The 16,649-nt window shown below is 55.7% G+C and carries 14 protein-coding genes; 5 read left to right on the top strand and 9 right to left on the bottom strand.

The genetic code is table 11. The annotated features are described in order from the left end of the window. Window positions 1-51: 51 nt before the first annotated feature. The 4 genes from trmD to rpsP all read right to left on the bottom strand — a co-directional run bounded on the left by trmD (window position 52) and on the right by rpsP (window position 2,924). Window positions 52-1,491 carry a tRNA (guanosine(37)-N1)-methyltransferase TrmD gene (gene trmD, locus A9753_RS05100; protein WP_067781351.1) on the bottom strand — a complete coding sequence of 480 codons (1,440 nt, stop codon included), beginning with the start codon at window positions 1,489-1,491 and terminating at the stop codon, window positions 52-54. Beyond that, window positions 1,491-2,027 (bottom strand): ribosome maturation factor RimM, encoded by a 537-nt coding sequence (gene rimM, locus A9753_RS05105; protein ID WP_067781355.1) that lies wholly within the window; start codon window positions 2,025-2,027, stop codon window positions 1,491-1,493. The genes trmD and rimM overlap by 1 nt, the downstream gene beginning before the upstream one ends. Before the next feature lie 170 nt (window positions 2,028-2,197). Next, window positions 2,198-2,434 (bottom strand): RNA-binding protein, encoded by a 237-nt coding sequence (locus tag A9753_RS05110; protein WP_067781358.1) that lies wholly within the window; start codon window positions 2,432-2,434, stop codon window positions 2,198-2,200. A 1-nt stretch (window position 2,435) separates the two neighbouring features. Next, on the bottom strand, window positions 2,436-2,924 hold the full coding sequence (rpsP, locus tag A9753_RS05115; RefSeq protein ID WP_067781360.1) for a 30S ribosomal protein S16: 489 nt from the start codon (window positions 2,922-2,924) through the stop codon (window positions 2,436-2,438). 449 nt (window positions 2,925-3,373) lie between these two features. On the opposite strand from rpsP, the gene A9753_RS05120 reads away from it, so the two are divergent. The 5 genes from A9753_RS05120 (at window position 3,374) to A9753_RS05140 (ending at window position 8,740) form a co-directional block, all read left to right on the top strand. Next, window positions 3,374-4,348: an ABC transporter ATP-binding protein gene (locus A9753_RS05120; RefSeq protein WP_067781363.1), complete on the top strand. Its 975-nt coding sequence runs from the start codon at window positions 3,374-3,376 to the stop codon at window positions 4,346-4,348. 12 nt (window positions 4,349-4,360) lie between these two features. Further along, window positions 4,361-5,191, top strand: coding sequence for a hypothetical protein (locus A9753_RS05125; RefSeq protein ID WP_067781366.1), 831 nt, complete (start codon window positions 4,361-4,363; stop codon window positions 5,189-5,191). Window positions 5,192-5,203: 12 nt separating this feature from the next. Continuing rightward, entirely contained in the window at window positions 5,204-6,547 is a 1,344-nt protein-coding gene (locus tag A9753_RS05130) for a sensor histidine kinase (protein WP_067781369.1), read from the top strand. A gap of 101 nt (window positions 6,548-6,648) precedes the next feature. Next, window positions 6,649-7,260 (top strand): response regulator transcription factor, encoded by a 612-nt coding sequence (locus A9753_RS05135; RefSeq protein ID WP_067782238.1) that lies wholly within the window; start codon window positions 6,649-6,651, stop codon window positions 7,258-7,260. Between the two features lie 67 nt (window positions 7,261-7,327). Next, the gene (locus A9753_RS05140) at window positions 7,328-8,740 is read left to right on the top strand and encodes a cryptochrome/photolyase family protein (RefSeq protein ID WP_067781372.1); all 1,413 of its coding nucleotides are present in this window, start codon (window positions 7,328-7,330) and stop codon (window positions 8,738-8,740) included. Window positions 8,741-8,982: 242 nt separating this feature from the next. Here the strand turns inward: A9753_RS05140 and ffh are convergent, their stop codons facing one another. From ffh to ndk, 5 genes are all read right to left on the bottom strand, one after another. Further along, window positions 8,983-10,668 (bottom strand): signal recognition particle protein, encoded by a 1,686-nt coding sequence (gene ffh / locus A9753_RS05145; RefSeq protein ID WP_067781375.1) that lies wholly within the window; start codon window positions 10,666-10,668, stop codon window positions 8,983-8,985. A 126-nt stretch (window positions 10,669-10,794) separates the two neighbouring features. Next, window positions 10,795-11,976: a signal recognition particle-docking protein FtsY gene (gene ftsY, locus A9753_RS05150; protein WP_067782241.1), complete on the bottom strand. Its 1,182-nt coding sequence runs from the start codon at window positions 11,974-11,976 to the stop codon at window positions 10,795-10,797. A 161-nt stretch (window positions 11,977-12,137) separates the two neighbouring features. Continuing rightward, on the bottom strand, window positions 12,138-12,470 hold the full coding sequence (locus A9753_RS05155) for a hypothetical protein (protein ID WP_067781379.1): 333 nt from the start codon (window positions 12,468-12,470) through the stop codon (window positions 12,138-12,140). A 99-nt stretch (window positions 12,471-12,569) separates the two neighbouring features. Further along, complete coding sequence (gene smc, locus A9753_RS05160; RefSeq protein ID WP_067781383.1) at window positions 12,570-16,193, bottom strand: chromosome segregation protein SMC; 3,624 nt, start codon at window positions 16,191-16,193, stop codon at window positions 12,570-12,572. A 27-nt stretch (window positions 16,194-16,220) separates the two neighbouring features. Next, window positions 16,221-16,649, bottom strand: coding sequence for a nucleoside-diphosphate kinase (gene ndk / locus A9753_RS05165; protein WP_067781386.1), 429 nt, complete (start codon window positions 16,647-16,649; stop codon window positions 16,221-16,223).

The following is a 16,649-nucleotide window of genomic DNA, read 5'->3' on the forward strand; positions in this document are numbered from 1 at the left end:
ATGCCCACGAACATGCGCCCGCTTAGTTTGCCATAGGAAGTAAGGGCACTTCTACTGTGGAGAGGCAGAGGAAAGAGTCATTTGCATCACCACATCACGGCAGGTAGTGGTGCCAACGGTATAGGTACGTCCACCTTTTTTAGTCATTCCCGCACGTTTGTACGATTTGGCTGCACGTTTATTAGCCGTGGACGTGGCCGTCCACAGGGAGGTCGCTCCCATCTGGCTGGCCATATCTGCGGACACTGCGATCAGTGCTGCAGCAATTCCGCTTCCCCTCCACTTTTGATCAATGTAAACCTTGGAAAGGTGCGCCCAGGAACAGTGCTCATCACTCAGTTGCTTGGGGCATTTTTCGGCGATGGGTCCGTCAGCACGTGGTCCCACGACGAGTGCGTATCCCACAAGTTGTTCGCCGTGTGCAGTTTGCTCGGCTTGCGTGCGACCATCACCCGTATCGGATGAAGCCTCTCCCCCATGGTCTCCTTCGGGAGCCGCTGAATTCTGTGGCAGGAATGCCCCAATAACGCGCACGTGCGGGTTATCAATCCATGAGTGGATGGATTGGGGGCTGAGCACGGTGTCGAGGTGCTGCTGAATATCCTCATGGGAGAGGAACGGCGGGCAAGCGTCCGGGAAGGTGCGGATTGCCAGCGCGTGGAGCCGATCGACGTCGCCTGATTCAAGTTCACGAATCTCTAAGGGACGCACGCCGTTTTCCCCAACGCACCAGCCCAGTCGCGCAAGGAGGGAGCGATCATCAGAGTCAAGTTGATCTGGACGCAGCGCTTGAATCATATCCGGGCGCCGGCGCAGTGTTTTTTCCAACGCCTGGTCACGGCGCAATCGTGCAATCGCGGCATGGTCACCACTAAGAAGAACAGGGTTCACCTCTTGTCCGCGCCAGTTGACTGGGCGTGTGTAGACCGGATATTCGAGAAGGCCTGCGCTTCCATGAGATTCTTCAACAAGGCTATCCGGGTTGCCGATTACTCCAGGCAAGAGCCGGCCAATAGCCTCAATCATGACAACCGTAGCCACTTCGCCACCGTTAAGCACATAGTCGCCGATGGACAGTTCACGGACTTCCACACCACGCTCGGCATAATGCTGGGCGACGCGGAAGTCGATACCTTCGTAGCGTCCACAAGCAAAGACAAGATGATCGGCGCCGGCTAAGTCTTCGGCGATACGTTGGGTAAATGTTTCTCCCGACGGCGTGGGCACAATCAGGACATGGCGCTCCCCATCCCCCAGGGTTGCTTCAGGAAAAATCTCATCCAGGGCTTTACCCCACACGTCAGGTTTCATCACCATACCGGCGCCACCTCCTAGTGGAGTGTCATCGACAGTGCGGTGGCGGTCGGTAGCGTAATCACGCAGGTTGGTGACGTGGAGGTTAAGCAGTCCGTCGGCGTTGGCTTTGCCTATAAGGGATAAGTCGAGGACGCTAAAGAATTCGGGGAAGATGCTGACGATATCCAGTCGCATCAGCGCGCTTCTTCTGCTTGTCCGATTCCCGGGAAGAGACCTCCGGGTGGGTTAATGACTACGGTGAAGGATTCTTCATCAATTTCGGGGACAAGTTCGCGCACGAAGGGAACAAGTACTTCTTCCCCTTCGGGAGTCAGCACTACCAGTCGGTCCTGAGCGATTCCGGGTTGAAGAGAGATCACCTCACCCAAGGGGGTGCCGTCTTCCATTTCACATGCCATGCCGACGATCTGATGGGGATACCAAGCATCATCATTGTCATCAGATTCCTCCTCATCATCAACATCAACAAGGAGTTTGACTCCGCGCAAGTTTTCTGCAGCGGTGCGATCATGCGCTTCTTGAAAAATGGCGAAATAGCGTTGTCCATCGAAGCGGAGACGCTCAATGGTCAAGGGGCCGGCGCTTTCGGGTTCCGTGGGCATAACGGTGCCAGGTTCAAGGCGAGTGTCCGGATCGTCAGTCCGCACGTCAATACGTACTTCGCCTTTGAGGGCATGGGCGGGGCCAATTACTCCCACGGTCAGCAGCATGGTGCTCTTTCTTCTCTGGATCCAGGGTTGTGTGCTCGTAAGTAGGCACGAGGGGCGGGTGAATCACCCTAACGGTCACACTCTACTAAAGAGAGCGGAGAAACAACGGGCTGGGGCCGGAACGATGATTATCGTTCCGGCCCCAGCCCGAATGCATTGGTTCTGCTCGATCAGCGGCGATCTGTGTCAACAACATCAACACGGATAGGACCGCGAGCGAGTGCTCCGATGACGGTACGCAGAGCGCGTGCAGTGCGGCCGGATCGGCCGATGACACGTCCTAGGTCTTCGGGGTTCACACGAACCTCGAGAAGTTGTCCACGACGCAGTGACCGGTTAGTCACCGTCACATCATCGGGATGATCGACGATGCCTCGAACCAAATGCTCGAGTGCGTCGGCAAGCATCTCAGGCCTCCTCGGCGGCATCCTCAGAAGCTTCAGCGGCTTCTTCGGTGGATTCCGCGGCAGCTTCAGCAGCTGCAGCCTCTTCAGCGGCCTTCTTCTCAGCCTCTTCCTTTGCCTTGGCTTCCGCCACAGCAGCCTTGCGCTTTTCTGCCTCATCGGCAGCGGCCTTGATAGCGGCCTCAGCAGCTTCAACGTTGACTTCCTTAACCTTCAAGGTACCCTCGGCGCCGGGGAGACCCTTGAAGGCCTGCCAGTCACCGGTGATCTTGAGGAGGTTGAGTACTGCATCGGAGGGCTGTGCGCCCACGCCGAGCCAGTACTTGGCGCGCTCACCATCGATCTTGATGAGTGAGGGCTCCTGCATGGGGTCATACACGCCGACCTCTTCAATAACGCGTCCGTCACGCTTCTTGCGGGAATCGAGAACGACAACACGGTAGAAGGGGGCGAACTTCTTGCCCATGCGCTTGAGGCGAATCTTAACTGCCACTTGGTTGAACTCCTGGTTCTAAATGTTTGGCTTTTGCCGGTCCCCGGTGGGGTTGAGCAACGGTTTCCGGCAGGTGCCGGTGTCGCGGCCTGCGTCAGGGAGAGGGGCCTGACGCGGTCGAGTACAGCGAGTCATTCTGCCAGAAATGAGCCATGTCATGCTAACGAAAAGCTTATCTTCTGGGGTTTTCTGGATGCGAGATGTCTCACGCCACCCCCTATTCCCCCGCCTATTTTTTCCTCCGATTCTCCTGCTTCTCGCTACTGCCCCTCCGATTCTCCTGCTTCTCGCTACTGAATAGTCCGTCTTTATCGGTAGAGTCTGTTCACTGTCGTTAGGCCCCGATTCCCATCGACTATCACCGAATCATGCCAACCATGACATCTGTCATGAGCAGGTCATGACACCTGCACCTTCTCCTGGGCACCCATTTTTTCCACACTGGTGCCATGACCTCTTCACCTTCTACTTCAGCACCTGTGTCAGCGGTTCATATCGACGCCGTTCACAAGTCCTTCGGTGATGTTCATGCCGTTTGTGACATCAGCATGGATATTCCTGTGGGCCAAGTCCTTGCTCTCCTTGGCCCGAATGGCGCCGGGAAAAGCACCCTAATCGACATGGTTTTAGGGCTGACCACCCCCGATTGCGGGACGATCTCTTTTGCTGATCCCTCCGGCTCTAAGCGTCGCCTTTCCCCCGCCGACATGATTGGCCAAGCCGGTCTAAGTGCCACGTTGCAAAGCGAGGGGCTTGTCACCACCATGACAGTCGCTTCCACCCTAAAACTAGTGGCATCCATGCATGCTGTGGTGTGCGACGTCGACAAAGTAATCAAGGCTACCCACCTAGAAACCTTAACGAAGCGAAAAGTGGGGGCATTATCCGGCGGTGAACGTCAACGCCTCCGCCTGGCACTAGCGCTCCTTCCCAACCCTGAGGTTCTTATCCTCGATGAGCCCACCACAGGTATGGATGTGCAGGCACGTGCTGAATTCTGGGAAACCATGCATGAGCAAGCGCATCAGGGGCGCACGATTATTTTTGCCACTCACTACCTTCAAGAGGCTGCCGATTTCGCTGACAAGATCGCCATCATCAACAAGGGCCGACTCATCGCTCAAGGGACTACCGCTGAACTGAGCACCCACATCAACTCCACCTTGCTCTGTGCACGCCTGCCGCGAGACGTTGACGGCGGCAGCATCGAGTCTCGTCTTATCGAGGCGGGCGTGCCCTTCACCGAGTTCGAGGTCAGCGACCAGTTCACCTACCAGACCATCTTGCTGCGCTCTACTGATTCCGACGCCGCTGCTCGCCTTTTGCTCACCGAGTCACCTATCTCGAATCTTTCCATCCAGCCTGCTTCTCTCGACGACGTGTTCTCCCTTCTCGTCACCGAAGACTCCCAGCACAACGACTGAAAGGAAGCACCCATGTCACACACACTCACCTCCACCAGCGCGCCATCACTTCCCGCAAAGCGGCGTAAGCGTCCCTCTATTGCCACGGGCATTCGTCTTCAGTTCCTCACCGATATCAAGGACCCCAGTTTTGTCTTTTTCGCCATCATCATGCCGGTGGCGATGTACCAAATCTTCGGCACGAACGCGTCGTGGGCGGCTGAAGTGGTCAATGACAAAACCAATGTGTCAGCAACCATCCTCGTTGCCATGGCAACCTTTAGTGCCGCCATTTCCGCCGCTTCTGCTGCGGCAAGCACCGCCGCTGACTTATCCAGCGGTTGGGCTCGCCAAGTTGCGCTGACTGCTGGCGGCGTAAGCTCCTACCTCACCAGCCGTCTGGTCAGCGCTCTTCTCATGGCCATCATTCCCGTGACCATCTTGTACATCATGGGAGCGGCGCAGATTGCGTGGATGAGTTCTCTTGGGCTGTGGGCAGTGACCTATGTGCTGTCAATTACCGCGGGCATTCCTTTTGCTCTCTTCGGCTTGGCGGTAGGCATGTGGGCCCCTGCACGGAGCGCACCGGGGATTGCGGGAAGCGCAACCTCGCTTCTGGCCTTCCTCGGTAACGCTTTCATGCCTCTGGGCGGTTCACTGTTCACCTTCGCGCGCTTCACCCCGATGTATGGCGTGTTGAATTTGGCTCGCCGCCCGATGATGGACGATGCAATTCCCACAGCAGACGGCGTGATCCACGAGCCCCTCTGGATTCCCACCGTGAATGCCCTGGTATGGATTGCCATCTTCCTTATTATCGTGGTGTTGGGATTCCGCAGAACTACACAGCGCTACCGTGCATGACTGGTTGCTACGGTGACAGGTTCACAGGGCGTGCGCTCAGCAATGCGTCCGAGCCTCCCCTCACGCCGTGTCATCGTCACCGTTTTTTGCCCGCTAAATCCCTCAGCCTCTCATCGTTTCTCACCATTTCTTACTCCTACCGCTTCTCATCGCTTCATCTCCACCAACGCCACATCAAGGATTCCCATGTCATTGCCCACCAGTGCTTCGCGTGAAGAGCACACGTGCGAACCAACAGTGTTGCGCGAGTTTTTATGCTGGCGCATGGTGGGCCCTATCCATTGGGACGCCAATATTTGGCTTGTTCTTTTTATCCTTCCGGGTGCGACTTTTATCGTCTCTGACACCTATTCGCTCACTCAACGTATTGTGGGGCTTGCTGGTTTAGCGCTTTTTATCGCCGCCTATGTACGTCATTGTCAACACATGCCCTGGGATTCTCGCGACGTGACTGTGAAGTCAATGAGTGATGTCAATATGCCTCTGATGGTGACCTCATTGGTCTACCAACTCATCGCTGCTATTGCTGTGGCCTGGGCAGGGGGTTGGTGGGTCTTGTGGCTCATGCCTTTCGTCGTAGCAATAGTGTTGTATTCCTTCCCCATCTGGTGGGGTATGACCTTCACAATCGTGATGACATCTGGAGCCATTGCCGCCACGTTTCTTTTTCACGCGCCAGAATGGGTTGTGTACACAGCAATTGGCTGTTCATCATCATGTTTCGCCATCACTCTCGGTTTTTTCGGTAATACCCTGCGTGAACGCGAGCAACTCCGCGAGCGCCAGGAAACCTTAGCTAACCAACGTGAGGCTATTAGCCGTGATATCCACGATATTCTTGGCCATTCGCTGACCACGCTGACACTCAAAACGGAAGTGGCTAAAAAACTCACGCGAGTAGACCCAGTAGCTGCTGAACGAGAACTCGATGATGTGCTGACAATTGCTCGCCGGGCACTGGCTGATGTGCGTTCCACAGTGACACAGTTGCGCAGCCCTGATTTAGCAAGCCAGATGGCTGCTACACGCACAGCCGCCCAGGCTGCAGGAATTACGTTGACGACTGTGGGCGATCCACGCAGCATCAGTAATGCACATGAGCCTGTAATGTCCTGGGCTCTTCGCGAGACCACAACGAATGTGCTTCGTCATTCTCACGCACAGGCATTGGAGGTCGAATACCAGCCAGGGTTATTACGTGTATCCGATAATGGGTGTGGCATGGATTCGGCTATCCGCGGTAATGGATTGACTGGATTGGCCGAGCGATGCCAGGCAGCAGGTGGTTCACTTAGAGTGATATCTCCGGGGGATGATTCGCCGTGGTCAACGATTGTGGAAGTGAGATTGCCGTGATGCTTAGTTCTTCATTGCCCCACCACAACGCTGGGCCTCACGATGGCAATATTTCCGCAGCGTCTTCTTGCGAACCAGACTCGGGCGATACGTCATCGGCCGTGTCTGTAATTCGCGTCCTGATTGCTGATGATCAAGCACTGGTTCGCGGCGCCCTAGCCACACTGTTAGGGCTCGAACCAGATATTGACGTGGTTGCTCAACTACCCAATGCGGTGGGAATTGTCGAGGCTGTCCGCGAGCACCAGGTTGATGTGGTCCTGCTTGATATCGATATGCCGGAAGCTGATGGTCTGACAGGTGCACAAGCATTGACCGACGCCGCGTGGCCGGGTCATATTCTCATGGTCACCACATTTGGCCGGCCCGGATACTTGTCTCGCGCCCTGGCGGCGGGTGCTCACGGTTTCATGGTCAAAGACACTCCGTCTGACGAGTTGGCTGAAGCGGTGCGCAAGATTCACCAGGGCTTGCGAGTGGTGGATCCTACTTTGGCTCAAGAATCGGTGATCCTTGGCCCCAACCCACTCACTGAACGCGAGCGTGACGTGTTGCGTTTGGCTGCTGGTGGCGCCGACGTTGCTGAGATGGCCCAACAGTTATTCCTTGAGCAAGGCACGATTCGCAATCACCTATCCAATGCCATTGGAAAAACTCATGCACGTAACCGCACTGAGGCAGCACGCGTCGCCGAATCCAATGGATGGCTTTAACACTTCCTGTTCAGACCTAGCCGCCCCCGCTGGGGTCTGAGCGCGCTGAAACTGTACAGTGTTGAGCATGAATGAACCGATTGCCCTGTGGTGGATTCGTGATGATATCCGACTCCTTGACAACCAAGCACTCACTGAGGCGGCGGCTCATGGCTCCGTGGTGGCTGTGTACTGCTTGGAGGAAATCGACGGAGTGCGTCCTCTTGGTGGGGCTAGTCGCTGGTGGCTTCATCATTCATTGACCGCTCTTGAAGAATCCTTAGCGCAGCATCATGGCCCGCTCATCCTGCGCGAAGGTGATCCGCGCGTCGAGATTCCTCATCTTGCTCACGAGGCTGGCGCCTCGTTAGTGACCTGGCAGCGTCGTTACGCCTTAGCCAAGCGTGAAGTTGATGCATCAATCAAGCAGGCCCTCATTGATGAGGGAATCGAGGCACATTCTCATGAAGGATTCCTCCTCCATGAGCCCTGGACGATTCGTACCCAGCAGGGGGATTCGTTCAAGGTCTACACGCCGTTTTCCAAGGCCTGCCGCGCTGTTCCTGGACCTGGCCAACCCCTGCCCATCCCTTCGAATCTCATTGGCCCAAGTTCCGCACGGCATCCCGAATGGGCCCTCACTGAGAAATCTCGTCAGGAGTTTCTTGAGCACCTGGCTGATTGGAAACTTCTGCCTACTCGCCCCAACTGGGCTGGTGGCCTCCGTGAAACCTGGCACCCAGGTGAGCAGGGTGCTCTAGAGCGTCTTGATGCCATTGAGGAATTCCTGGTGGAGTACAAGGACGAGCGCGATGTCCCCGTACTCAGGTCCACCTCGCGGTTATCTCCACACCTGCGCTTTGGAGAAATTAGTCCCCGCATGGTCTGGCAGCACGTGATGAAACTGGCTCAGGAGATCCCTGGAGCAGCAGGCGGGGCCCATGTGTTCACGAATGAGGTTCTGTGGCGCGAGTTCGCGTGGCATCGTCTTTTCCATGTCCCCACGATGCCTACTCATAACATTCGCACCGAGTTCGATCATTTCCCGTGGGCATCTGGTATTCAGGAACAGACTCGTCTCGCGTTGTGGCAGCAGGGACTAACGGGCATTCCGATTGTTGATGCGGGGATGCGTGAATTGTGGGTCAGTGGGTGGATGCATAACCGTGTCCGAATGATCGCCGGATCATTCTTAGTCAAAAACTGCGGTGTGCACTGGCGGCGCGGTGAAGAGTGGTTCTGGGATACTCTCGTCGATGCGGATGAAGCATCGAACCCATTTAACTGGCAGTGGATTGCTGGAACCGGTGATGACGCAGCCCCCTATTTCCGCATTTTCAATCCTCTTCTCCAAGCTGATCACTTCGATCCGCAGGAGCGATACATTCGCCAGTGGGTTAAGGAGTACGGAACGTCGTCTTATCCTGAGCCGATTGTTGATTTGAAGCGTTCACGCGCTACGGCGCTTGAGGCATACTCCTCCATCAAGGGCAAGAAGTAGCAATCCCCGTGCCAGTTTCAGTGAGGCCTTCTGATACACGAGTATCTGGCACACGCCATGACAAACAACGATCCCCGCATGGGGGCTCACCGAATCTTCACACCGCCTCAAGACCTTCGTAGACCAACGGCTGGTGAGAACTCCATTCGGAGCCTCACCAGCCGTGTTGCCCTCTGTCAAGGACACACGATGTGTGTGCTGCGTTCATATCGTCCCGACGAAGCGAGACGACTCAGGTCACGTTAGAGAAGGCCAAGTTTACGGCGCAGATCCTCGGGAAGTTGGTCCATGGCAGCAGCCACGTCCTGGGCTCCTGCAGGAGCGTCATTATCTTGGGGCATGATTCCGTAGCCACCAGGTGCTTGAGTAGGAGCCTGCGCTCCCATCCCAAAGGAAGAACCCCGAGTATGAGCAGGAGTTTCAACAGTTTGCGCAGCCTGAGCCTGCTGCTTGGCCTGGCGTGCTGCCTTGGCGGGATTTCCACTCTTGCCCTTCTTGGAACCCCCCTTACCCTTCTTGGTCTTGGGAGCCTGACGGGCTTTTGCACGTTTGCCCATGCCAGGTAGTGAACCCATACCGGGCATGCCACCAGGCATACCTCCGGCTGCGCCCATACCGCCAGCCAAACCGGAACGGCTCATGGCTTCCATCATCTTCTTAGCTTGGCCGAAGCGCTCCACCAATTCGTTGACTGCCTGGACAGTGGTACCTGAACCCTTAGCAATACGCTGGCGACGTGAACCATTGAGAATAGACAGATCTGCGCGCTCCTGAGGAGTCATGGAGCAGACAATGGCTTCGATACGGTCAATTTCTCGTTCGTCGAAGTTTTCGATAGCTTCGCGCATCTGTCCCATGCCGGGGATCATGCCGAGTAGTTTCTTCATCGAGCCCATCTTGCGAATCTGACGCAACTGGTCGAGGAAGTCATCGAGAGTGAATTCACCACTGGCCATCTTCTGAGCGGCTTTCTCTGCCTGCTCAGCGTCGAAGGTCTTTTCAGCCTGCTCGATGAGGGTGAGAAGGTCACCCATGTCGAGAATGCGACTGGCCATACGGTCAGCGTGGAAGCGTTCAAAGTCTTTCAGGCCTTCACCGGTGGAGGCAAAGAGGACCGGCGCACCGGTCACGCCGCGGACGGACAGAGCCGCACCACCGCGGGCATCACCATCAAGTTTGGACAGGACCACACCGGTGAATCCCACGCCATCGCGGAATGCGACGGAGGTGTTCACCGCGTCCTGACCAACCATGGCGTCCAGGACGAAAATAGTTTCGTGAGGACGTACGGCATCACGGATAGCGATAGCCTGGTTCATCATTTCGGTGTCCACACCGAGACGACCGGCGGTATCCACGACCACCACGTCGTAGTGGCCGTTGCGGGCTTGTTCCACACCGGTTCGTGCTACCTCAACAGGGTCACCGATACCGTTACCGGGCTGGGGTGCCCAGACGTCTACGCCTGCGCGTTCACCCACCACCTGCAACTGGTTAACCGCGTTGGGGCGCTGGAGGTCAGAGGCAACCAGCAAAACGCGCTTGTTTTGTTCACGCAGCCAGTAGCCGAGTTTTCCGGCGAGGGTGGTCTTACCGGCACCCTGGAGACCGGCGAGCATGATGATGGTGGGGCCGGACTGTGCCCAGTTAATGTCTCGTGAAGGGCCGCCGAGAACGTCAATGAGTTCGTCGTTAACGATCTTGATGATCTGCTGTGCGGGGTTGAGGACTTGTGAGCGTGCGGCGTCTTCAGCTTTTTCGCGAACTGCAGCGGTGAATGAACGCACGACGGGCAGGGCAACGTCAGCCTCCACCAGGGCGCGGCGAATCTCACTGACCGTGGAATCAATATCGGCCTGGGTCAGGCGGCCTTTTCCACGCAGGGATTTAAAGGACTGAGAAAGCCGATCTGAAAGATTTCCGAACACGTCGTTTGTTCCTTAAGGGTCTACAGGTAGCCGTAAGGCCAGGACACAACTAGACATAACCATACAGGGTGGCCCAGAAGCGATGATGAGTGCCGTAGGGTCTACTACACCACTCCTACGGAGCGATCATGCTCCAACAATGGCATCAACAAAAGACTCAGGATCAAAGGGAGCCAAGTCGTCAGGCCCCTCGCCCAGTCCAACAAACTTCACAGGAACACCTAGTTCACGCTGAACGGTAACCACAATGCCACCCTTAGCGGTGCCATCAAGTTTGGTCAGCACAATGCCGGTCACGCCCACTGCTTCGGAGAACACCTGAGCCTGACGCATACCGTTTTGGCCCGTCGTGGCATCGAGGACGAGGAGGATTTCTCCCACGGGAGAGACCTTTTCCATGACGCGCTTGATCTTGCCCAGTTCGTCCATAAGTCCGGCTTTGTTTTGGAGGCGGCCGGCGGTGTCGACGAGGACGACGTCCACATCAGTTTTCACGCCCTGACTAATGGCATCGTAGGCCACGGATGCGGGATCAGCGCCTTCCTTGTCTGAGCGAACAACTTCTACGCCCACGCGGTTGCCCCAAGTGGTGAGTTGTTCAGCGGCGGCAGCACGGAAGGTGTCGGCGGCGCCCATGAGCACAGATTTGTTATCGGCCACGAGGACACGAGCAAGTTTGCCGCACGTGGTGGTCTTACCGGTGCCGTTCACACCAACCATTAAGACAGAAGCGGGGGCATAGACTTCGCCACCGTCACGAGCGATCATGGGACGCTCAGTATTCAAGGAGCGGTCCAGCGAAGGATCTACAAGAGCAAGGAGTTGTTCACGAAGAGCCTGGCGAATCACGGTAGCATCCGAGGTATCAAGAACCTTGGCATGCTGTCGTAGGGCATCCATGATGGAGTCAGTGACTTCAAGCCCCAAGTCCGCGCTGAGGAGAGTATCCTCAATTTCCTCCCAATCGCTGGACTGCAGGTCACCGCGGGAAAGAACGTTGACAATTGCTTGGCCAAAGCCGCCGCTCTTCGCTAGACGAGAGCGCAGACGAACCATACGTCCGTCAAGGGATTCGGGAACCTCAAGGCTCGGTAATGCAGGAGTGGCCTGTACCTCTCCCCCTCCAACAGCAGGCGCGGTTGATGTGGGAACTACATCCTCATCGCTAGTGGGAATGTGCGGGGTGAGATGGTCAGGTAGTTGCGCTTGGCTACGCTTCTTCGAACCTGCAATATAAAACAAACCACCGATGAGAGTGATAGCAAGAATTGCAGCTACTGCAATGAGAGCAAGCAGGGTTGAATCCATAACGCCCATTATGCCTTACTGAGGCTCTACCTTCGGCTGTGTTACCTCAGTCAACACAGCGACGCCGAGAGGTCACGTTCTCATGTGAACGTGCCGCTCGGCGTCGAATTCGGTGATGCGGCTTGGTACTCAGACAACACCACCAAGCCGACTAGCAAGATTCACCCTTTAGTTTTAACTTTAACTCGCATGGCTTGAGTGGAGTGCTCAGCTACTTCGAAGGTTTTTTCTACTGCGCTGACCAGACCCTGGATGCGCTGGGTTCCGGTGTAGACCGGAGTGGAATCTGTGGTGAACAAATCCGAAAGATGAACGTCTTCAGGAATGACGTCCACGTCATTCAGAGGTACCACAGGGGCCTGGTCACGAATGGTACGAATTTGTTCACTCCATTCGCGTGCCGGGCGCCGTTCGAGCAGGACCAGGCCAAGAACCCCCAGTCCTGCAATGAGGAAGATAATGACTGGAATGATGATGTTGCCCATGGACACCATGGTCCCCATCAGGGACTGTGCAGCACAAGGCAAGCGCGCCAATGTTGCACAATTGTAATGCGATTCCCCTCACGAAACGGGGTTATTGAAAACTTTTTGTTATAAAGACGTAACTTTCGTCGCCGTTTCAAGACGATGGCTGACTGCGTGAGTCACACCATCCCGCATGGTGATGCCGTAAAGACGATCCGCCACTTCCATTGTCCGTTTCTGATGGGTGATGACAATCAGTTGGGATGAATCACGCAACTGCGTGAAAATCTCTAAGAGACGACCAAGGTTGGTGTCATCCAGAGCAGCCTCAACCTCATCCATGACATAAAAGGGAGATGGACGCGCTTTAAAGATGGCAACGAGCAATGCCACAGCAGCCAGGCTACGCTCACCGCCGGAAAGCAAACTTAACCGAGAGACCTTCTTGCCCGCAGGACGAGCCTCAATATCCACACCAGTGGTGAGCATATTACTCGGATCAGTTAGCACTAATCGCCCATACCCACCAGGAAACAAGGTGGCGAATACGGTTTCAAATTCACGGGCGGTGTCGAGAAATGCTTGTTCAAAAACCTCTTGAACGCGAGCATCAATATCCTCAACAATCGCCAGCAGATCATCACGCGATTGGGTGAGATCTGCCAGTTGCTCGCTAAGGAATGAATGGCGCTCTTCGAGAGCTTGGTGCTCCTGAAGAGCCAGCGGGTTGACCTTACCCAGTTTGGCTAAATCACGTTGGGCTCGAGCCAGACGCCGCTCTTGTTCATGACGGACAAAAGGAATGCCTGCACGGTCTTCACGGCCATTCCCCTCATCGCTGTCTGCATCATCAATGTCATCCAGGAGGGGAACAGGGACATGAGGGCCGTATTCCTCAACTAAGACCTCAGCGTCGATGCCCAGTTCTTCCATCGCTCGCTGTTCAAGTTGCTCAACACGCATGCGCTGCTCAGCACGAGCGATTTCCTGACGGTGGGCCGTATCTGTAAGTATGGACAGTGTTTTTTCGCGTTCTTCAATGCGCTCACGAATCTGAGCTACATCGTGCGCACACAGACGGTGGTGATGGTGAGCTTCATCGCGACGTTGCTGAGCTTGGAGCACACTTGCTTGAGCTGCTTCATAAGCGGCTTGGGCTTGCTCACTGATAGCGTGGGCGACTACCACATCAATTTGCCGTTGACGTTCCTGGCGCGCTGCCGCCTGTTGTGCAGTGCGTTGATGACGGGCAGCGGAGCGTAGAGATTGTGCTCGACCTTGGAGTGAAGATAAACGTTCTTGAGCGCTTCGCAGTTCCAGACGACGTTCCATTTCCCGGGCTCGACAGTCTTTGGCTGCCTGTGTTGCCTGGTCAAGTTCCTGCTGGGTTTGGCTCACCCGCTGCTCAAGGGCAGAGTGATCCGCACTCTCCACATCATCAAAGGCGGCCTTCGCATTAGCGAGGGCAACAAGAAAGCGTTGGTGCTCGTCCTGAGAACGAGTCAGCACCGTTTGAGCGCGTTGGGTATCAGCGCACGCAGCATCATAAGCAGCCTGAACACGCGCACGCTCACCCGCTTGAGCTGCAGCATGAGCATCGGCTTGACGCAGTTCATCTAGGGCAATTCGAGCTTCGTCAGCGGCTGCTTCAACACGCTCATGAGCCTGCCGAAGAGCCTCTTGCCGGGCATCACGATGAGCAGTAGCTTGTTCAGCATGTTCACAAGCTTCGTCGTAAGCGGCACTTACTTCAATCAGCGTGGATTGGGCTTTTCCTGCGATCCGCACCCATCCAGCTGCTAACAAGTCACCATCGCGTGTAGCGACAATAGCCTGAGGATTAACTTCAATAAACTGTGCGGCTACCTGTCGTGACGAGGCAAGAAACATTCCCCTCATCAAGGTGTTTAGCACGGGAAGCAGCATTGATATCTCCGTGTGCACCACTTCAGTAGCCACGCGAATATCGGGAAACGCCTGCAGGTCCCACTCCCCTGGCTCGAACCATGACAAAGCCGACGAAGAGAAAGAATGGGACATGGGCGGTGGGCTCACAATATGAAGGCCCGCAATGTCATAATCGCGAGCTGATTCAAGAGCGGACACTGCTTGAGTAAAAGACTCCGCCATCAATGCATCGGCAAAGTCTCCCAACAAAGCAGCAATCGCCATATGCCAGCCATCATCAATAGTGAATTGCTGAGCGAAAGCAATATCTGACACCCCCAGCCTTGTCGATGCGTCTGAGGCCGTCTCTCGTTTCATCGTCATCGCCAACGCTTCGGCGCGCGCGGTCCATGTTGCCAGTGCAGCCTGAGCTTCGGAAAGATCCTGCTGAATCTCGCGGTACTCAGCGCGAACTAGCGTTAATGCCTGAGTTGCTGCATCGTGGCGTTGTTGAGCTTGGCCTGGGTCAGCGCCATCGCCTAAACATTCATCAGCGTCCGCGAGTGCGTCAAGGTGGTGCGCAGCTGTGCGCTGGCGCTCTTGTGCTTGTTCGAGTGCTAATTGTGCATGGGTGAGGGCTTGTTGAGAGGCGTCAACTCGTGATTGTGCAGAGGCCACACGGCCGCCAAGGCGAGCAGCGGATTCACGAGCGCGGGACAATTCTTCGCGTGCCTGAGTCAAGGCTGCGAGAGTTTCTTGTTCACAGCGTTCAGCTGCCAGGCGCGCTTCTCCAGCCGTAATAAGTGCCTCATCGCCTTGGGTACAAGTGATTTGAAGGGCCTGTAGCTCTTCGTCAGCCTGACGTGCGCGGCGCTCCAGTTCTTCTGGATCCGTTCCCTGAGGCTGGGGTAAAGGTACGGCGAGTAGTGAGAGTCGGTCATGAGCAACTTGTGCTACTGAAGAGAGTTCTCGCGCTACGTCTTTAAGGTCTTGCCACATGCGTGTGGAGGTATCAACCTCACGCTCAAGGACGCTAAGTTCTTCGGTGCGCTGATGTAAAGCAACTCGAGCTTCATCTTGCTCAGCCATCACCGCTTCACGGCGACGCTGAGCTTGACAAACATCTTCGTGTCCGGCCTCAAGAAGCAACTGGGCTTGAACAAGATCATCAGCCAGGAGGCGAGCGCGGGCATCACGTTCTTGGGCCTGGATAATGCGGGCGCGTCGTGCTACGGCTGCTTGGCGCGCAAGAGGACCCAATTGTCGACGTAATTCCACAGTAAGGTCATTGACTCGGGCAAGATCGGCTGCCATGGAGTCAAGTTTTTTCAACGCGCGTTCTTTACGACGCCGGTGTTTGAGTACACCCGCAGCTTCTTCGATAAAAGCTCGCCTATCCATAGCCGATGAAGCCAGAACGGAATCGAGTTGTCCTTGTCCCACAATGACGTGCATTTGTCGGCCAAGACCCGTATCAGAAAGGAGTTCTTGAACGTCGAGTAGACGCGCCGGTGAACCGTTGATTTGGTACTCACTGCCGCCTCCGCGAAAGAGCGTACGGGTGATGGTGACTTCCGTGTAATCGATTGGCAATACACCATCAGAGTTATCGATTGTCAGGCTCACTTCAGCGCGTCCGAGCGGCGGACGAGCGGAGGTACCTGCGAAAATCACGTCGCTCATGTTGGCACCGCGAAGATTCTTGGCGCCTTGCTCACCCATGACCCAGGTCAGTGCATCCACCACGTTGGATTTGCCTGACCCATTGGGGCCCACCACGCAAGTAATCCCTGGCTCCAGGGTGAGCGTGGTCGATGAGGCGAAGGATTTAAAACCCTTCATGGTCAGTGTTTTCAGATGCACGAGTCGAACCTGACGATCAGGGTGCGATCAGGCTAGTTCGGGAAACCAGATGGCGATTTCTCGTGTGGCCGATTCAAGGCTATCTGAGCCATGAATAAGGTTGCGGATGGTGTCATCACTACTAGCGCAAGCCAAGTCTCCACGAATAGAGCCGGGGGCTGCAGTGGTGGGATCAGTAGCCCCCATGATGGAACGCATTCCTTCGATGACCCGGTAGCCTTCGACGATGACAGCCACAATCGGGCCGCTCATCATGTAGTCGCGAACGCCTGGGTAGAAAGGCTTGTTGACATGCTCAGCGTAATGAGAGGCAAGTTGTTCTTCGCTTGCGTTAACCACCGATAGTGCTTTGAGCGTGTATCCCTTGGCTTCAATACGCTGCAGAATTGTTCCAGTCAGACCGCGGCTGTAGCCATCAGGCTTAATGAGGATGAGGGTACGGGTCAATTCATTCAT

The organism is Actinomyces vulturis, from assembly GCF_001687305.1.
Lineage (GTDB): Bacteria > Actinomycetota > Actinomycetes > Actinomycetales > Actinomycetaceae > Actinomyces > Actinomyces vulturis.

Excerpts from the sequence above, each read along its gene's own strand:
- trmD (WP_067781351.1), bottom strand. The coding sequence starts at position 1,491 with ATGCGACTGGATATCGTCAGCATCTTCCCCGAATTCTTTAGCGTCCTC.
- rimM (WP_067781355.1), bottom strand. The coding sequence starts at position 2,027 with ATGCTGCTGACCGTGGGAGTAATTGGCCCCGCCCATGCCCTCAAAGGC.
- A9753_RS05110 (WP_067781358.1), bottom strand. The coding sequence starts at position 2,434 with ATGCTTGCCGACGCACTCGAGCATTTGGTTCGAGGCATCGTCGATCAT.
- A9753_RS05120 (WP_067781363.1), top strand. The coding sequence starts at position 3,374 with ATGACCTCTTCACCTTCTACTTCAGCACCTGTGTCAGCGGTTCATATC.
- A9753_RS05125 (WP_067781366.1), top strand. The coding sequence starts at position 4,361 with ATGTCACACACACTCACCTCCACCAGCGCGCCATCACTTCCCGCAAAG.
- A9753_RS05140 (WP_067781372.1), top strand. The coding sequence starts at position 7,328 with ATGAATGAACCGATTGCCCTGTGGTGGATTCGTGATGATATCCGACTC.
- ftsY (WP_067782241.1), bottom strand. The coding sequence starts at position 11,976 with ATGGATTCAACCCTGCTTGCTCTCATTGCAGTAGCTGCAATTCTTGCT.
- A9753_RS05155 (WP_067781379.1), bottom strand. The coding sequence starts at position 12,470 with ATGGTGTCCATGGGCAACATCATCATTCCAGTCATTATCTTCCTCATT.
- ndk (WP_067781386.1), bottom strand. The coding sequence starts at position 16,649 with ATGAATGAATTGACCCGTACCCTCATCCTCATTAAGCCTGATGGCTAC.